Source organism: Lentibacillus persicus (assembly GCF_900112705.1).
In the GTDB taxonomy this organism is placed as follows: Bacteria; Bacillota; Bacilli; order Bacillales; family Amphibacillaceae; genus Lentibacillus; species Lentibacillus persicus.
The window spans coordinates 320,824-338,810 of the sequence record NZ_FOMR01000003.1 but is presented as its reverse complement, the minus strand read 5'-3'; the positions used below and the strand labels follow the sequence as shown (position 1 = coordinate 338,810).

At 43.1% G+C, this 17,987-nt stretch carries 16 protein-coding genes and 1 tRNA gene; 1 reads left to right on the top strand and 16 read right to left on the bottom strand.

Annotated elements, in window-relative coordinates; translation table 11 throughout:
* Positions 1-169 precede the first annotated feature (169 nt).
* The 5 genes from hpt to spoIIE form a co-directional block, all read right to left on the bottom strand.
* The gene (hpt, locus tag BMZ22_RS06090; protein WP_090083094.1) at positions 170-712 is read right to left on the bottom strand and encodes a hypoxanthine phosphoribosyltransferase; all 543 of its coding nucleotides are present in this window, start codon (positions 710-712) and stop codon (positions 170-172) included.
* Positions 705-2,105 (bottom strand): tRNA lysidine(34) synthetase TilS, encoded by a 1,401-nt coding sequence (gene tilS, locus BMZ22_RS06085; protein ID WP_090083092.1) that lies wholly within the window; start codon positions 2,103-2,105, stop codon positions 705-707. Before tilS ends, hpt begins: the two co-directional genes overlap by 8 nt.
* Positions 2,106-2,231: 126 nt before the next feature.
* Positions 2,232-3,170 (bottom strand): serine/threonine protein kinase, encoded by a 939-nt coding sequence (locus BMZ22_RS06080; protein ID WP_090083089.1) that lies wholly within the window; start codon positions 3,168-3,170, stop codon positions 2,232-2,234.
* Positions 3,139-3,879, bottom strand: a complete 741-nt coding sequence (locus BMZ22_RS06075) for a vWA domain-containing protein (protein ID WP_090083085.1) — start codon at positions 3,877-3,879, stop codon at positions 3,139-3,141. Before BMZ22_RS06075 ends, BMZ22_RS06080 begins: the two co-directional genes overlap by 32 nt.
* 266 nt (positions 3,880-4,145) lie before the next feature.
* Positions 4,146-6,596 carry a stage II sporulation protein E gene (gene spoIIE, locus BMZ22_RS06070; RefSeq protein WP_090083084.1) on the bottom strand — a complete coding sequence of 817 codons (2,451 nt, stop codon included), beginning with the start codon at positions 6,594-6,596 and terminating at the stop codon, positions 4,146-4,148.
* 658 nt (positions 6,597-7,254) lie between these two features.
* On the opposite strand from spoIIE, the gene BMZ22_RS06060 reads away from it, so the two are divergent.
* Positions 7,255-7,328: transfer RNA gene (locus BMZ22_RS06060), tRNA-Met, on the top strand.
* A 146-nt stretch (positions 7,329-7,474) separates the two neighbouring features.
* Here BMZ22_RS06060 and BMZ22_RS06055 read toward each other — a convergent pair.
* The 11 genes from BMZ22_RS06055 to pth form a co-directional block, all read right to left on the bottom strand.
* On the bottom strand, positions 7,475-7,864 hold the full coding sequence (locus BMZ22_RS06055; protein ID WP_090083080.1) for a S1 domain-containing RNA-binding protein: 390 nt from the start codon (positions 7,862-7,864) through the stop codon (positions 7,475-7,477).
* A 73-nt stretch (positions 7,865-7,937) separates the two neighbouring features.
* Positions 7,938-8,318 (bottom strand): FtsB family cell division protein, encoded by a 381-nt coding sequence (locus BMZ22_RS06050; RefSeq protein WP_090083079.1) that lies wholly within the window; start codon positions 8,316-8,318, stop codon positions 7,938-7,940.
* 5 nt (positions 8,319-8,323) lie between these two features.
* Positions 8,324-8,923, bottom strand: a complete 600-nt coding sequence (gene yabQ, locus BMZ22_RS06045; protein ID WP_090083076.1) for a spore cortex biosynthesis protein YabQ — start codon at positions 8,921-8,923, stop codon at positions 8,324-8,326.
* On the bottom strand, positions 8,920-9,219 hold the full coding sequence (gene yabP, locus BMZ22_RS06040; RefSeq protein ID WP_090083075.1) for a sporulation protein YabP: 300 nt from the start codon (positions 9,217-9,219) through the stop codon (positions 8,920-8,922). The genes yabQ and yabP overlap by 4 nt, the downstream gene beginning before the upstream one ends.
* Positions 9,220-9,274: 55 nt before the next feature.
* Positions 9,275-9,532, bottom strand: a complete 258-nt coding sequence (locus BMZ22_RS06035) for an RNA-binding S4 domain-containing protein (RefSeq protein ID WP_090083160.1) — start codon at positions 9,530-9,532, stop codon at positions 9,275-9,277.
* A gap of 5 nt (positions 9,533-9,537) precedes the next feature.
* On the bottom strand, positions 9,538-10,989 hold the full coding sequence (gene yabN, locus BMZ22_RS06030) for a bifunctional methyltransferase/pyrophosphohydrolase YabN (protein WP_090083073.1): 1,452 nt from the start codon (positions 10,987-10,989) through the stop codon (positions 9,538-9,540).
* Entirely contained in the window at positions 10,989-12,572 is a 1,584-nt protein-coding gene (locus tag BMZ22_RS06025) for a putative polysaccharide biosynthesis protein (protein ID WP_090083071.1), read from the bottom strand. Before BMZ22_RS06025 ends, yabN begins: the two co-directional genes overlap by 1 nt.
* A 189-nt stretch (positions 12,573-12,761) precedes the next feature.
* Positions 12,762-13,295, bottom strand: a complete 534-nt coding sequence (spoVT, locus tag BMZ22_RS06020; RefSeq protein WP_090083070.1) for a stage V sporulation protein T — start codon at positions 13,293-13,295, stop codon at positions 12,762-12,764.
* Positions 13,296-13,457: 162 nt separating this feature from the next.
* A complete protein-coding gene (mfd, locus tag BMZ22_RS06015; RefSeq protein ID WP_090083068.1) occupies positions 13,458-16,985 on the bottom strand; it encodes a transcription-repair coupling factor in 3,528 nt (1,175 codons plus the stop codon).
* Positions 16,986-17,068: 83 nt separating this feature from the next.
* Complete coding sequence (fin, locus tag BMZ22_RS06010; protein WP_090083067.1) at positions 17,069-17,299, bottom strand: anti-sigma-F factor Fin; 231 nt, start codon at positions 17,297-17,299, stop codon at positions 17,069-17,071.
* Positions 17,300-17,408: 109 nt separating this feature from the next.
* Complete coding sequence (pth, locus tag BMZ22_RS06005; RefSeq protein ID WP_090083065.1) at positions 17,409-17,969, bottom strand: aminoacyl-tRNA hydrolase; 561 nt, start codon at positions 17,967-17,969, stop codon at positions 17,409-17,411.
* Positions 17,970-17,987: the final 18 nt, after the last annotated feature.

Below are 17,987 nucleotides of genomic sequence, written 5' to 3'. Positions count from 1 at the left end.
CCAAGCGGGAAAAACTACAAACAATAGTACCATATTAAAAAGCGCAAACACAACTAATTGTACTCAGCTGCTCAGGGGTGAAACCATTATTGGGGCAACATTTCGATATTCATGCCCTACCTGGAATATATGACACTTTTGTGACACGATATCCCTTTAACCAAGAGATTTATTTCCCACTGTAAATTTCCGGTTTCAAGACACCTATGTATGGCAAGTTTCGATATTTTTCTTCATAATCAAGCCCATAGCCAACAACAAACTCATTTGGCACTTCGAAACCAACGATATCCGCCTTTATATGAGACGTACGGCCGGAAGGTTTATCAAGCAATGACACAATTTTGATGGAATTCGCTTTTCGGTATTTAAATAAATCCACCAAATAGCTCAATGTCAAACCACTGTCAATAATATCTTCAATGATCAATAAGTCACGGCCTTCAACTTTAGTGTCCAGGTCTTTCACAATTTTTACTTCACCTGAAGAACGCATCTGGCCACCGTAACTTGAGACATCCATAAAGTCCATTTCCAGATGCGTATTAATCCGCCGCAAAATATCGGACATAAATGGCATCGCCCCTTTTAATACGCCGATAGCCAAAGGGAACTTTCCATCATACTCGTTTGTAAGCTGCTCACCAAGCTCGGCACATTTGGCAGCAATCTCTTCTTCAGAAATCAATATCTTTTCAATTTCGTTATGCATGCTTTTCCTCCATCCCGTACTTTAATTGAATATAATCGCCGTTTGCGCCACTTTCAGCAGGCGTCCCCTTTTTCAAACCGGGCAGCCAAAGAATTTCACCGTTATTGTCCGTTACCACCGGCCATATATCCCTTTCATTTAATGGAACTTTTGCGTCGATGAAAATATCCTTTACTTTTTTGCTCCCGTTTAATCCTTTCCACCTCATGCGATCACCCTTTTTTCGGGTCCTAATGTGCAGCGGGAGAGCAATCGCCTCTCTTTGGCAGACGAAGATAGCTCCCCCTTCTAAGTGAGGTTCGCTGATAATACTGGAAGAAATGACCTTGCCAGTCGGCAGCACAATTTCTTCGGGGGGATCCATAATCACATGATAGGAAGACGGTTGTATGTAATCCTTCATAAAATAAAATGACATGGTCGTGTATGACTTCACAAGCTTTAACCGATTTGGAAAATTAATTTCAATATGACCATGATCAGTTTGCAGCACTTTTAAAAACTGCTCCTCATGTACGTACGAAACTGTCTGTGGCTTTTCACCATACAGATAATTCAATAGTAGATGAAAGCACCGCCTTTGTAAAGAACGCGGATACGCCTTAAATACATTTGTATCAAACGAGAGGCCACTGTCAGCATTACCAAATGTGACAACATTTTCCGCCATTTTAATAGCTTCCTGCTGTAAATATGTATCATCTTCCTGGAGTGATTCGCTTAAATGACGAAGTGTGCGATGTAAGTTCTGATTCTTTTCTTTTAATAAAGGAAGTATATTATGGCGAAAATCGTTCCGTGTATATTTGTCATCTTCATTTGACGGGTCTCTTCTTGGAATAATGGCATGTTCAGTGCAGTAGCTTTCAATCATTTCCTTTGTGACGCATAACAACGGTCTGATAATTTCCCCTGAAGCAAAGTCCCGTTTCACCGGCATTCCCGCCAATGACCTCACACTGGCCGAACGAACAAACCCCATCAGCATCGTCTCAGCCTGATCATCACCGTGATGACCAAGCGCCAAATAATCAGCCTGGTATGTATTCATCTGTTCAGCAAAAAATTGGTATCGAAGCTCTCGGGCAGCAACTTGTGTTCCCAGTTGCCTTTTTTGTTTGTAGGCAGGCACATTCAGCGAGGTACTGACAAACTCGAGATTCCATTTCTCACACATGTCACGGACATAATCGACATCAGCTTGAGACGCTGTTCCTCGCAGCTGATGATCAACCGACACAGCGATCAGCCTTAAGTTCCAATCATCTTTAAAACGCCATAAAAAATGGAGCAGCGCCATCGAATCCGGACCACCCGACACGCCGATTAAAATTGTGGTGTTTTGTTTAATAAGCTGATGACGATTAACAAACGCTTGCACGGTATTTTCCATCGAATTCCCTTTCTTTACAGATACGTGTTTAAAGATGCGTTAAAAAGGACTTTTTCAACGGCGCAACTACTTGATATCACGCTCTTAATTCTACCACAATTTCATGACATGACAAAGTGTCACTAATTATTCAAATGGAATAATCAGGTAAAATAAATAGTAAACGAGTGCAACAATTGTCATGCCGCTTACTTCCGCAAAAAAAGGGCCAGTTGCAGCTGATCGGTTCGCACTTCTTGTTGATGTCCTTTCCCCAGAGGTATTCTTAATCGCGCTTAATAACGCCTGGCGCATCTCTTCAGCAGATCGGTATTCGCCCATCAGTGCTTTTTTCAGACACCCTTTGTACAAGCGCAAGTGTTTGATGTCATTAAGTTTCTTAAATAGTGTGACCTTCGGGTTTGGACCTTTTTCAAACCGCTTTGGGTAATATATATTTAAAATGACCATGACTAATGCAAACAAATCATAACCGGGTTCGGCTCGCCGTGATCCTAGCCCCCAATAGCCGCGGTCAAAAAATTCGGTATACTCTTTGACTGCACGCCCCATTTGCGTTGTTCCGCCGACATCAATGAAGCGCACTTTTGGAGGATCTGAAAGTACAATTAAATTCTCAGGCTTAAAATCCCCAAATACCCAGCCCGCCCTGTGCAAATAATCAAGGTCCTCAAGCAATTGCAGCATGAATATTCCGGTCCATTCATGGCCGCGACGGCCGATAAAACTGCGCAGCGACTCACCTTTTAAGTATTCCATCACATAAAACGTGTACCTGGTATTTCGTGAAACCTCCCAGTCATCAACATCCAGCAAAAAAGGTCCCAGACGGCTGCCTTGGACCTTTGCAAGTGATTTTAACACGTTCACTTCGACTGTCATAGATGTATTGTTTTCACTAATTTTCAAGGCTGCATATTTACCATTTCGTTCACACAAATAAACAGTGCCCACTGCACCCTTCCCAAGCTCGCGTTTGATGACGTAGCGATGTCGATGCCATTTTCCGGTTACAATAGTTCCCGGTCTTATGCTAATACTCTGCTTGTTCCATGCCTGGCCCATCTTCATCCCTCAAATTTTGCAATAACCCTTTTTTGCCGAATTGATATACCGCAGCTCGTATCGCTGGTCCCGTCGGTGTAATACCGCCGCTTGTCAGTTTTGGAAAAACGGTTGAAACTGAGTCAAGTTTAGGCGCCCAATCCAACACATTCTCAATATCTTTACGTTTTCCGGGAAAACTGAAAATTGAGAACCGATTGCGGCCAATACGGGCGTTCAGGCTGATTGACAAATCGATCAATGCTTCTTTGACCGTTGGAAGCTTATCATACATGCTTGCGCTTGTGTCTGTCAGTACCAGCACTTCCAAATCACATGTTTCACCCATATCTTCTACAACTTCCATAATTTCGCCCCGTTTTTCCGGTTCTATTTCTTCCAGACTCTGTCCGGGACCCAGGATTTGTTTCAATTCCTGATTAACATAGCCTTGCAGTGTTTGGGTCATTGCCTGTTTTGTAACGGTTTGAACGGTTTCAGCGAGCGCTTGTTTATAAACAATCTGACTGATGCCGCCTCCGGAGTTGGCTATGTCTTCAACTTCCCGAAGACCATCAGGGCTTTCGGTCTGGTCATCTTCAAGAATTCCAATAACATTGACGATAATGCCTTGCTGCTTTGCAAGCGCAGCTGTTACGGCAGGATCTTCGCCTTTATTGGAGCAGCCATCTGTTATTAGCAAAATCTGTTTCAACGTCCCTTTTTTCACCTGTCATTCCTCCCTTACAATCACTACCATCCTCGCCAGAAAACCCGCATTCTATACCCGAAAGAGTCAAAGCGGCCAAACAAAAAAGCGCTTGGGATAAAAGACATAAATGAAAAGACGAACGATAACAGGTAGAGAGGAGCGGAAATATACAGCTCCGGAAATATGCTTCGCTAACCTACCTTATCGTTCGCCTTTTATATTGTATTCAGAAGTTATGTCCCAATCTCTTGAAACCGAGCCTTCATCCCCCTTTTAAAATAAGCTTATTGGGCTTCGTCGGTATAAACCGGGATGGATGTCCATTGTGGGGCATTTTTAGACACCTTGGCAACAGCAACTGTCATGTCATCTTCAATCATCCCCTCTCTTGTTCGGACAACTTCTTCCAATATTAAGTCTGCTATTTCCTGAGGGTCGTCCGTTTCCATATTGCGAATTTTTCGTTTCAACCACATATCAACATTTTCGACATGTTTGGGACCATCCAGAATACCGTCACTCATCATAATTAAAATATCACCTGATTTTAATTGATCCCCGACAATATCAACATCAAATTCCTGAATAATGCCCATCGGCAAATTGCTTGCTTCAACCTTTATGATTTCATCTCCACGTTTAATAAGACTGGGTGTTGATCCAATCTTCAGAAATTTAACAGCGGCATTATGGAGATTAATCACCGCAAGATCCAATGTGGCGTACATTTCCTCAGCGGTCCTTAAGGAAAGGATAGAGTTGATTGACTTAATCGCAACACTTTCAGGGATCCCCGTCTGTAAAATTTGCTGAAGCAATCGGAGCGTTTCTTCACTTTCCTCTTTTGCACGGCTGCCATTTCCCATTCCATCACTGATAGCCATCGCATATTTGCCCTCACCGAGTTCAATTGTCCGGAAACTGTCGCCTGATACCAACCCGCCGCCTTTTGCAGCGCTGGCAATGCCGGTATCTACTACATACTCTTTTGCCGATCCGAACACCAGCTGACAGTACCCATTCGGAAATGGCGACACTTCTTCTCTCTTTACGATAATCATTTCATTCAAAATATCGGATAAAACCGGTGCGATAAGTTTGGAACCTTCACCGCGATAATCATAAAAAGACAGTGTCATCTCAATATCGATATTTCCTTTTTCCAGCCGGTAAATATCAAGCTTCTCAAGCACGATCCCCATATTTTTTAGTGTATTCATAATTTGTAACTCCTGCTTCTCATGATGTTCACGTTCCTTAAGTATCTCATTGGCGAAATCATCCATCACTTCTGAGACACCCTGCAGCTGATCTGATACAAACTGTTTACTTTCGATCACTTGTTTTTTCAGCTTCTTGTTGGCTTCAAAAAATGAAATTTCCTCTTGCATTGTATCCAGCACTTTGCGCGATTTAACGCAATGATTTTCAAACTCGCGTACCGATTTACGGTTCGGCTCGTTCCCTTCAGACAAATCATCCTTTAAGTCTTCCATTAAGTTGTACGTTTTATCAAATTGCTGCTGCCAGCACCGTTCTTTCATAAAACACGATTGACACGTCTTCTCGGTCACCTGACTGAGAAAATAGTCCGTTTCACGTCTGGCATTCACACTGTCTTCTTTCACATCTTCCGCCGAGGAAAAACTTTTCGATAATGCTTCAAATACATCAGAAAACTGTTCAACGCGCTTAGCTGTTACATTCCGGACTTTTTGCAAATATTGTTCCTGCTCATGTGTGTGTTCCTCAGTACCGGGTATATAGCGGGACAATTTTTTTATTAAACCGGATGGCGTAACCAAAAACAGGGCAATTGCAAGCGATGTCTCTGTAAGTGACGGCACAATGCTTGCGGCATCAGCGTAAATGGCAACCAAAAATGTTCCGACCAATAGACCAATACTGACACCCACTTTGCGTCCTTCTTTAAGCAGTCCGCCGAGTAAGCCGGAGAATGCAAGCAAACTCATCTGATACAAATTGGCTACATCGGCAAGTGATAATATAAGGCCCGCGACAACGCCCACTGTTGAGCCTATTGCAGCACCACCAACGAAAGATAGAAGCAGGACAAAGTAACGGGAAAATATCTGCTCAATAGATGCATTATATAATTCCCAGCCAATCGTTCCTGTAAGAATAGAGGCGATAAGAATAATCAAACATACAATTTCTTCATTTTTAAGCGTGGGTTTGAAACGTTGGGGTGATAATAATGGAATGCTTTGCATAAAGATTAATACCAGGACAGTACCCAGAACCCCTTCAACCAGTATAAGCATCCATTCATATGAGGAAAGCTGCCCCCATAGTGAATACGTAAACAGCCTGGGCGATACTGTTGAAATGAATACAAACAGCGGTATGAGCAAATGCTGTTTTCCGGCATTTTTAAAAAGCCCTGCCAATAGAACAAACGTGATCATGGCGAGAACGATGAATCCACCATGTACCATAGAAAAACTCAACGCGCCAACCAACGCGGCTAGCATAACTTTAGGTGCCTTGTCCCTATGTATCATCCAGATGGCTGCCAGAAAAGCGACGGCAAACGGTGACACCACCGATAATATGATGGCCCGTCCAAGCAAAAAACCGACAAGCATAAAAAGCAAGCCTTTTTCAAACAGCAATGTTTTTAGCTGTGCTGATAATCGCAAACGATGTTTTTGAAATAAGCCCTGCTTCATGCCGAGTGTTTTAGATTCCACTCCTGGAATTGAATTAATCATACGCTACCACTCCTTCTTGCCAAACATTAAACCACATGATGCATTGTTTTTTTGTCAAAACAACAGAGCGTTTCCAAAAAATCGTTCGACTGCTTTCTAAGTGGACAAGCGATTTTCTACATAAGATTCCGCATTCTGTTTACTGATGTATCTTTTTGTATAAGGCTTGTTCAAAAAAGCTAATATATTGATAGGATTTCGTTGCTGCTCATTAAGCCAGTTGATGTGAACTGCGACATACTGAAAAATTCGTGTGCGATAACACCGCTCCGGAAATACGCTCCGCTTTCCGCGGGCGGCTGGTGAGCCTCCTCGTGCTGACGCACTGCGGGGTCTCACCGAGGCCTTTCCTCCCGCTGGAGTCTCCGCGTATTTCCTCCGCTGTTTCGTGCTTTATAATCATGCAATCAACCCTCTCTTGTGATGTTGATTGGAGTGGAGGCCAGTCGACTCCTGCGGGAAAAGCACGTGCCTGAAGACCCCGCAGCGGCGGTTTTCCGCGAGGAGGCTGAAGCCGTGCCCGCGGAAAGCGACTGGCCGGAACGGAAATCAACGAAGCATTTTGCGTCACAGGCTATCCTTTAGAAAAAGCTGCTTTAAAATTTTTTTATTGACACAGCGTCTGTCGTATTGTATTATATTTTTTGTGACTGAATTTGGCGGTGTAGCTCAGCTGGCGAGAGCGTACGGTTCATACCCGTGAGGTCGGGGGTTCGATCCCCTCCGCCGCCACTAATTGATATGAGGCTTATATCTTAAACCCTCTGCATTATCTATAATTTTTCCGACATATAAAAACAGGTGCCGAATTTTATCGGCACCTGTTTTTATATATTGGGGAATTTATTTATTATCAATTTTTCATAGACAGCAAACTGCTATCCTCTTTTAGCACCTCGACCTCCGCGTTTGGATTCCGTGTGCTTTTTCAAAGAGGCCATACGTTCATCGGAGTCTTTGAGGAATTTGTTCATTTTTGACTCAAACGATTCTGACCGTTGACGGTTGTTGTTATTCTTCTGACGTGGTGGCTTATCCTTTGCTTTCTTGATCGATAGACCAATCTTGCCATCCTTTTCGACATTGATCACTTTAACGGTGACCTCATCACCTACACTTAAGTGCTCGTTAATGTCTTTTACATAACTATCGGCAACCTCACTAATATGAACAAGCCCTGTCTTGCCTTCCTCAATCTCAACAAATGCCCCAAAATTAGTAATACCGGTTACCTTTCCCTGCAGCTTGCTGCCTACTTCGATTGACATAAAAAAAGTGCTCCTCCTTAGAATTTTGAAAAGTATACTTCTTATATATTATAGCCAGTAGTGTAAAAGTGTGTCAATAAGAGGGCTTGTCATCAGGAATATTAAAAATTAATTCGCCTTCTTTTGAGAAAAAATAATTCGTTCGGGCTATCTCCAACACATATTCTTCATCACTGAGCAAATTAATTTCTTCCTTCAGATTCTTTTCCTCTTGTTCAAGTACCGCCATCTCATTCTGCAGCTGTTCATATTGCTCCTCTTTTTCCTGATGAAGCGCACGCTGATTAAAATGGTAAGTTGCCAAACTGCCAAGAACTATCGCTGTTGCAATTGAAAATAATACGAGCCGGCGTATGAGTCGCTGCTTTTTTCTTTTTTGTCTTTCTATGTAGGCATCGTATTGCTGCATATAGTTCGAATCTAATCGTGCAACGTTTTTCTTTTTCAAAGGCAATCGCTCTACCTCCTTTTAGCCTTCCTATCGTTTAGCCATTTCTTACATTTATTCTTTATTGTACTATAAATTCCTGCAACTTTGTGTAGTTTTTTTTGAATTGTTTCAGGAAATATCTGAAAAATGCGCCGATAAAGCCAAACTGCCGGGGTGAATACAATTATAACACTATATCGGAGTATTTCCCAAAGCAGTTTTGCGATAAAAATTATAATCGCCAAAAACATCTGAAGAATAAACTTTATCGGTTTTATAATGAAAATAATGACTAAACGTTCTATAAAGCGGAAGACAGCCGCAATCGCCCGAATAACATGTTCCAACAGCGTCTTATAAAAATTGGCAGCCAGTGCCTTATACATTGAAAAGCCCAATAAAAGGGCAAGGAACACATAGAAGCGCAGTTCCCCGCTGTTTGCCCGAAATAATACATAATATAACAGCAAAGTCTGGGCCAGCCAAAAACCTATTTCCATACAATAGACCAATAACACGCGCTGCTTCCAAAAAACCGCAAGACGTCTGAATGTATCCAATGCAATACCAAGATAAAATCCGCCGGCTGTCATGGACAGCATCGTTATAAACTGTACGCTGAGTGTCATTTGAATAGCTTGCTAAAGAAGCCTTTAGCCTTCTCCTGGTAATGTTCATCAACATAGGAGAGCTCGTACACTTTACCCTTTATGGTGACGAGACCTTCATGAACATCCAAGTTTTTTAATTGCAGGTTTTGTCCGCGGATAATTAAATAACCCATTTGTGTTTCGAGCAGAAATTCTTCATTGTCAAAACTGTCGACTTGCTTGACACCGGTTATCTCCAGATCCTTCCGATTATCAATCTTAACAGTGTGGCTTACCTCCGTCCGGTTAATGGGCGGTTGTTCATAATAATTCATTCAATTCACCCTCCTTGTCATTATTAATTTATGACAGAAGGGACAAGTATAGAACCTAATTCACTTCCTCTTCACTAATCACCTTATATAAGTTTTCAGCTTCACCTTTTTTGGTGGTGTCTTTTAATGAAGTCACTTCAATTGTCACAACTGTTTGGGCAAATTTAATAACGATTTCATCACCAATCGACAACACCGTCGATGCTTTGCCGGGATTGCCATTAACGGTTATGCGGCCCTGGCCGGCCACTTCTTTTGCTAATGTCCGACGTTTAATAAGCCGTGATACTTTTAAAAATTTATCAAGACGCATTTTCATCACTCATTTCTTTTTGCTTGATTCCAATAACCATCCATCTCTTCCAGGCTGGCTTGCCTGATATCTTTCCCTTGTTCTTCCAGGCTTGATTCTACATGCGAGAACCGCGACATAAATTTCGCGTTTGTCCCATTCAAAGCTATTTCCGGATTTAGTTTATAATAGCGTGATATATTGGCTAATACAAATAATACATCGCCAAGTTCTTCTTCAATTTCAGATTCCGTTTTTAAGTTAATAGCCTCGTGGACCTCTTCCAATTCTTCCTCCAGCTTTTTCCATATATCATGGATGTCATCCCAGCCAAAACCGACTTTGGCGGCTTTTTTCTGAAGTTTATAGGCTTTAGCCAATGCCGGGAGACCGGCCGGAACACCATCAAGCACGGAGCGTCGCTGATGCCCTTTTTCTTCCTTTTTCAAGGTGTCCCACGTTTTATAAACATCTTCAACCGTTTCAACTGACTGCTCTTTAAATACATGCGGATGCCGGTAGATCATTTTATCGGTTATCGAGCGAATAACGTCATCAACTGTAAAATAGCCGTTATCGTCACCTATCTGGCTGTGCAGCATCACTTGCAACAGCATATCGCCCAATTCTTCCACAATGCCATCATCGTCTTCATTATCAATGGCTTCAATTAATTCATAGACTTCTTCAATTGCATACTCACGTAACGATTCATGAGTCTGGGCGCGATCCCAGGGGCACCCATCCGGCGCTCTTAATGCCGCAATTACCTCGCGTAGATTCGTAAAAGTATGGTGAAGCAGCTCCTCCGGCACAGGCGGGACATAAACAGAAACGAGGTTATTAACCCCGGAGAAGGCATGGTCCAAGTGTCCAAGAGGTACGTCGGTGATTCTTTCTCCACTGCTGCCCGCTGCTTCCACAATTTTTACCGTGTAATCCGGCGGCAAATCTTCCAGCAGCGTCAGTTTAACATCAGAAGCAATAAACTGGTCATACACCTGGCAGAATATAACATGCTGCCGGTAATTGAGCTGCCTTCGCGTAAATCCGGTTCCATCCACAAATTGGAAGCCATCAATCGGATCTATTCGAAGAGAAGAAAACAGCGCATCAAGATAACTTTGACCTCCAATAATTTCGACCGGTATCGCATCCTGATTCAATAAAAGCTGTACGGATTGTTCCGCCATCATCGGATGGCCGGGCACAGCATAAACGATCGTGTCATGCCGGGCATTTTCAAGCAGTGAATCGGTAATATGCTGATACACATCTTGAAAATGTGCACGTTCTTCATAAATGTCATCAAACGCCTGGAATGAAACACCTTCCTGTTCTAATTGCCTTATAACCGGATGATCAGCCGTACGCACATATAAAGCGGTTGTACGGCTGGTCAGTTTTTTATAAATGCCCAATGATAATTGATCCAGGTCACCGGCGCCGAGTCCAATAATTTCGATTTTATTTTGCATTAACGATCCCTCGCTTTATGAATTCGAATCAATAAGCCTGCAAAAGGAAGCATTGCCAATTCTTCTTCACTGAAAGCCTTAAGACGTAACAGCAGCGTCACGTATATTATAGCACCTGCGACTGCTGTCACCATAACATACATCAACAGGCCAAACCTTGAAGCAATGGTACCCGTGAAATAATCGGCAGCTGCTATAAAGAAAGTCATCCCTGATGCCGCCAGAACAAAGGCCGGCCAGTTTATATGTTTTCTGGGGCTGAGTGACGGCAGCTTTCGCCTTAATTGCATAATGGTTAACAAAGCAAAGACAGCTAAACTGACAACCGTTGCCACAGCACTCCCGTTTATCCCCCAGAAAGGCACCAGCACTTGATTGGCAATCCATTTGACTAAAAAAGCAACCCCGACAAAGAGAGCCGTTCGCTTCATGTAACCGAGCCCCTGCAGAACCGAAGAAGTGGTTATACCGATTGAACTGAGGAAAACAGCCATCGCCAGGATACGGAGCGGGCCGGTCCCGTTTTCGTTCAGGAAAAGCAATCGGTTGGTTTCCGGAAAAATAATGATTAATCCGATTGTTGCTCCGGCCGCCAAATAAAAACTGAACAATAGCGAACTTCGGATCGAATGCGTGAGAGGGACGGGGTGTTGCCTTAACTTTTCAGCAGAGATTGCCGGAATTAACGCTAACGCGAACGATGAACCCACTACCGTTCCCAGCTGAACAAGCGGCTGGCCGCGATCAAAGACGCCTTTTGCTTTCATCGCCTCCGTTTTTGTGAAACCATACTCCTGTAACGATGGGATCAATGTAAACGTATCAGCAAATTGAATAATAATCAGTACCATATGGTTTAACGCAGCAGCAGTTCCCAGAATAACCAGCGTCCTCACGTAGTACTCCCATGGGATTGTAAAGTTGCCTGATACAGCCGGTTTATAACGGCGGAAGAAAAAAACCAAAATAACAATCGCAGCCAAGCCGCCAATTATTGCAGCGGCAACAGCAGCTTGGCCGATTATGTATACAGCAGCATGATTAATATAAACCCACACAGCAGCCGTTATAATCAGTGTCACCCGTATCAGCTGTTCGCCTATTTGGGAATAAGCTGTTGGCTGCATAAACTGTCGTCCCTGAAGCAGTCCGCGCATTAAAGCGGTGAATGGGAGCAGTAAGAAAATAAACGAAGTTAATTTGTACGCAGATGTTAAATTGCTATCACCTGCCCACGCCGCCAAATACGCCGCATTAAAAAACAGGAACAAAAATATACTGACCGCCATTACTGAAAGCAGTGAAATGACTGGTATGTAGAAACTTTTAAATGAAAAGCCTTGTCCATTCTCCTCCATTTCAGCTGTCATTTTCGAAATAGCCGCTGGAAACCCGTACAGTGCAAGCATCATAGCGATTCCGAGAAATGGATAGACCTGCTGATAAACATAGAACCCCATATCACCGGTCAAATTTTGCAGCGGTATCCGATAACCTGCGCTTAACAGCTTGCTGATTAATCCTGCCAAAGTCAGCAATAAAGCACCTTTTACCAATTTATTGTTCTCGCTTTCCCTCATCATAAACGCCTTTCTCCGCTGAACCGTTTTCGTCGCATATAACTTGCAGTAACACACTTTATTATAGCATAAACCCGCCCAAGTCAGATGTAATGACTGTCGAATGGGATGGATTTCGCGCTACATGCCAAAAAAAAGTGCCATTTGAAAATGACACTTTTTGGATGGAAAACCCATTTTTGAGTTAGCTTGTTATTCCATTTGTTTAGCCAGAAAACTTGATGCTGTCTGGATTGATTTCTGTTCGACTTCACTAAACTTTCCCTCTTTGGAAAAGAGCATCACACAGCCGATTGGATCACCATTCGCAATAATCGGGCTGATGCAGTAGGAATCAAGCTGTTCTTCCTGCCCCTGGATCAATTCAGCGTTTGTCTGTTCCGTCTCATACATCATCGTTCGTTCTTCCATCGTCTTTTCAGGCTGTTCACCAATGCTTTTATTTAAATAATCTTTTTTGGATTCACCGGCCACAGCGATAATCTCGTCACGGTCACAAATAAGCACCGGATAATTAAGCGAATCAAATAACGCTTCAGCATACTCTTTAGCAAACGAGCTTAATTCATTTATTGGCGAATATTTCTTTAGAATAACTTCCCCTTCACGGTCAACGAATATTTCCAGTGGATTACCTTCGCGGATACGCAATGTTCGTCTTATCTCTTTTGGAATAACAACTCTTCCTAAATCATCAATACGTCGTACAATTCCTGTTGCCTTCATCTCTGGGGAGCCTCACTTTCTGCGATGATTATACCTGGTGTATGTAATTTTTTATAGAAAAAAACACCAGTTGTGGGTTTAGTATAAATCATCCTTAAAGAACTATACATAAGATCATAAAACTTAGGCTGCATCATCTTATGTAAGGCTCTGCTTCAAAGGCTATCCTGCTGCTCTGTCGACGTGTGATAATTGGCTGATAAAGTCCTCGAGTAACTCATACCGCTTGTGCTTCGTGTTTCGTGACCATTTAAACAGCACTTTCAATTTATTGCCTTCTGTCCCAAGCTGGATTTCGCGTCCGAATTGATTAGCCAGTTCAAATAGCTTCGAGCCATCAACTTCCTGGCTGCGTTGTGTGCTCACAAGCAACTCGATTTTCCCTGATTTTTCACTGATTGACTCGACGCGTTGCTGTTTAGCATGTCGTTTCAGTGATGAGACAGCAAACAAATTTTCAACCTCTTCCGGATAATCACCGAACCGATCGATCAGTTCATCTTTAAGTTCTAAAATATCTTCTTCGGATGCGATTGCCTGAAATTGTTTGTAGATATCGATTTTTTGTTTCTCATCATCGATATATGAATCTGGAATATAAGCGTCTGTCGTTAACGACAATTCAGGCTCAAACGTCTCAACTTCATCAAGTTTTTTGCCTGATTTCCGGGCTTCAATGGCATCCTTCAGCATTTGCGAATACATATCAAAACCGACCGAATCAATAAATCCATGCTGCTGGGCACCGAGCAAATTACCGGCACCGCGGATGGACAAGTCACGCATCGCAATTTTAAAACCGGACCCCAGCTCTGTGAATTCCTTGATCGCCTCGAGACGCTTCTCTGCAACTTCACTCAACACTTTATCTTTTTGATACGTGAAGTAGGCATAAGCCACCCGATTGGAGCGGCCAACCCTTCCTCTTAACTGGTAAAGCTGACTGAGTCCCATTCGGTCTGCCTGATTCACGATTAATGTGTTGACATTCGGAATATCAACACCTGTTTCGATAATTGTTGTGCTGACAAGAACATCATACTCACCTTCCAAAAAGCCAAAAATAATGCTTTCCAGTTCGGTTTCATTCATCTGGCCATGGGCAACGGCTATACGTACATCATCCACCAGCATACCGAGATCTCTGGCGACTTTATCAATATTATCCACCCGGTTATGAAGGAAAAAGACTTGTCCCCCGCGCGCCATCTCACGCTCAATGGCCTCCCGCACAAAAATGGGATTGTACTCCATAACGTACGTTTGAATCGGGAATCGGTTTTCCGGCGGTGTCTCAATAACCGACAAATCACGAACACCAAGCATTGACATATGCAATGTTCGTGGAATCGGCGTTGCCGTCAACGTCAGAACGTCAACATTCGATTTCAGCTGTTTAATCTTCTCTTTATGTTTCACACCAAACCGCTGTTCTTCATCCACAATAAGCAGACCGAGATCGCGGTACGTAACATCTTTGGACAGCAGACGATGCGTTCCGATGACGATATCGACTTTACCTTTTTGAATCCCTTCAATTGTTTCTTTTTGCTGGCTTCGCGTGCGGAACCGACTCAACATTCGAATGGTAACCGCCTGATCTTGAAACCTTTCCTGAATTGTTTCATAGTGTTGCTGAGCCAGAATAGTTGTCGGCACCAATAAAGCGACTTGTTTGCCGTCCGCTATTGCTTTGAATGCTGCCCGGATAGCCACTTCAGTTTTTCCGTAACCAACATCTCCGCACAGCAGACGGTCCATCGGTCGTTCTTTTTCCATATCCGCTTTAATCTCGGCAATGCAGCGCAGCTGATCCTCGGTTTCTTCATATGGGAATGCCGCTTCAAACTCTTGCTGAATCTCTGATTCTTCACTGAACGCATAACCTTTTCTGGCCTGACGCTCAGCATAAAGTTCGATCAGGTCGTCGGCAATATCTTCCACGTTGGACTGGACTTTTCGTTTGACTTTCGCCCACTCACTGCCGCCCAGCTTATACAGTTTTGGTTCTTTCCCCTCTGATGCAACAAACTTCTGGACTAAATCAATCTGGTCAATTGGCACGTACAATTTATCGTCACCAGAGTATTTGATCAGCATGAAATCTTTATGCAGACCATTCATTTCAAGTGTTTCAATGCCCAAATATTTGCCGATGCCATGGTGGGCATGAACGACGTAATCGCCCACTTTTAATTCCTGATAATTTTTGATGCGTTCAGCATTTGATATCTTCTGTTTCTTACGTGGTCGTTTCGTTTTCTTTTTAAACAACTCATTTTCGGTCACCAGTACAAGCTTATGCATTGGGAATTCAATGCCGTTGCTGACTTCGCCAACGGTTATGGTCGGCCTTCTGACTGGCAATTCGAGTTCGTTGACAACATCGGCTTCAATGGCGTAATCCATGAATATTGACTGAATTTTTTCAGCGCGATCTTCATCCGGGGCCAGGACCACTACCGAGAAGTCACCTTTTTCCCAGCGCTTAAGCTCATTCTTAAATAAGTTCATTTGTCCATGAAATTCCTGCATCGTACGGGTCGATAAATTAATGATATTTTGCGGCTGGGTGTTCGGAATGTGCCTCAAAAAGACTGACATGTAAACACGCTGTGGGGTGATGCTATTCCACACGGTATTCCAATCAAATGAGAAACGGCTGTCACGAACCATTTTATTCGTTTCCAGAAGCGTGCTGTACCATTCTGATTCCTCTGCATCAAGGCTTGTTGCCGTTTCTTGGATTCTGCTCATTTCATCGAGAACAACCATCCCGTTTTCAGGCAAGTAATCTAGCAGACTAGCTGGCTTATCATAAAGAAAGCCAATATACTTATACAATTCCTGAAAATGCTCCAGATTTTTAAGCCGATCAATATCATATTCGATGGTTTCTGCAAGCGTTTCTTTCGCTTCAGCGTTATTCAATTTTCTCAGCGACTCAGCCAAAGCATTTTCCAGACGCTGAGCAGCTCTTAATCGGTCTTCTTCCGTCAGCAGCATTTCAGTAGCCGGACCGACCGTAATGGCTTCCTGCTTGTCCAATGATCGCTGGCTGCCGGCATCAAAAAAACGGATGGAATCGATTTCGTCATCAAATAATTCAATGCGGACCGGATACGTCTCGGTTACCGGATAAATATCAATAATACCCCCACGGCGGCTGAACTCCCCTGGTTTTGAAACCATTGAAGCGTGCTCATAACCCATGTCAACCAGACGCGACAAATACGCTTCTACATCGATTTCCCGTTCTGTCTGAAAATCGAGCTGATATTTTTTCCAATAATCGGTCGGTGGCAGCATACGCTTGAGAGCTGCTATTGGAGCAATTAAAATCCCTGACTCTTTTTGGGACCATTCTGTTAATGCCTCTATCCGCTGTCCCTTCAGTTCAGGGCTCGCTACTGCGATTTCCGAGGCAATCAGTTCATTAACCGGGTACAAATAAATATGATCTTCACCTAAAAATGCTGTCAAATCATCATAGAGCTGTTGTGCTTGGACAAGCTGATGGGTGACAAGCAAGACAGGCCTTTCCAAAGAATCATTCAAAGCAGACACAAAAAGGCTTCTGGCAGACCCGGAAAGCCCTGCCACAAGCTGTTCATTCATACCGTTTGATATGCCGTCAATGATTGATGCAACATCTTCATTCGACCGTAAAAAATCATGTACTCCGTTCATATTTCCCCACCTGTTTACGTGCAAAAATGCCTTGATTAACAACTCTACAGCGAACCAAAGCTTTTTACCTGATATATATTATCTCATTGTATAAAATAGTCCAGTTCGTGATAATGCGGGTGACTGCCTAACGATTCTTCGCAACTTTCACAGATGGACTTGATTGTTATATTGCCATTCACTTCATAGCTAATCATATCACGTTTATCCTCAGTTGATAATTGATCCAACCCGAGCATTGAGGTATCGACCATTCGCTGATCCAGCTTCCCTATCTCCTGGTTGCAGTGTCTGCATTTATAGACTATCGGCATAATTTACCTCCTCGAATAAACTTAGGTATTCTAAAGTTTATCCGAAACGTCTATATTTATACAGAAAGGCTATACAGGAATGTTCGGAGCATTCTTGTCATAAAGCGGCTTAACGATTAAAGTCATTCATCACGACATCAAATGGCGCTTGAATCCATTTTTCGCATGCATCGGCACTATTTTCAATGCTTGCAGCTACATCTTCCCGCTGTTCTTTTGAAAATGGTTTTAATACATAGTCGACCACAGGCATAGCCGTACCAGGCCTGCCGATCCCAATACGCAAGCGTTTGAACTCTTTAGTACCCGTATGGTCAATTATAGACCGAATACCGTTATGGCCCCCGTGACCGCCTTTTTGACGCAAACGAATTTTCCCTGCCGGAAGATCAAGATCATCATAGATGACAAGCATATTCTCCGGTTCTATTTGATAAAAGTCGAGCAGCGGCCGAACTGATTCACCCGAAAGATTCATATATGTCTGCGGTTTTAACAGGACTATTTTTTCACCATCAACGGTTTCCACGACTGATTGGCCGTTAAATTTATCTTTTTTTAAATTCCAGTTATGACGGCCGACCAATGCATCTATCACCATAAAGCCGACATTATGCCGTGTTTGACTGTACTTTTTCCCTGGGTTGCCCAGGCCAACGATACATTTCATTTGGCTACTTCCTTTATG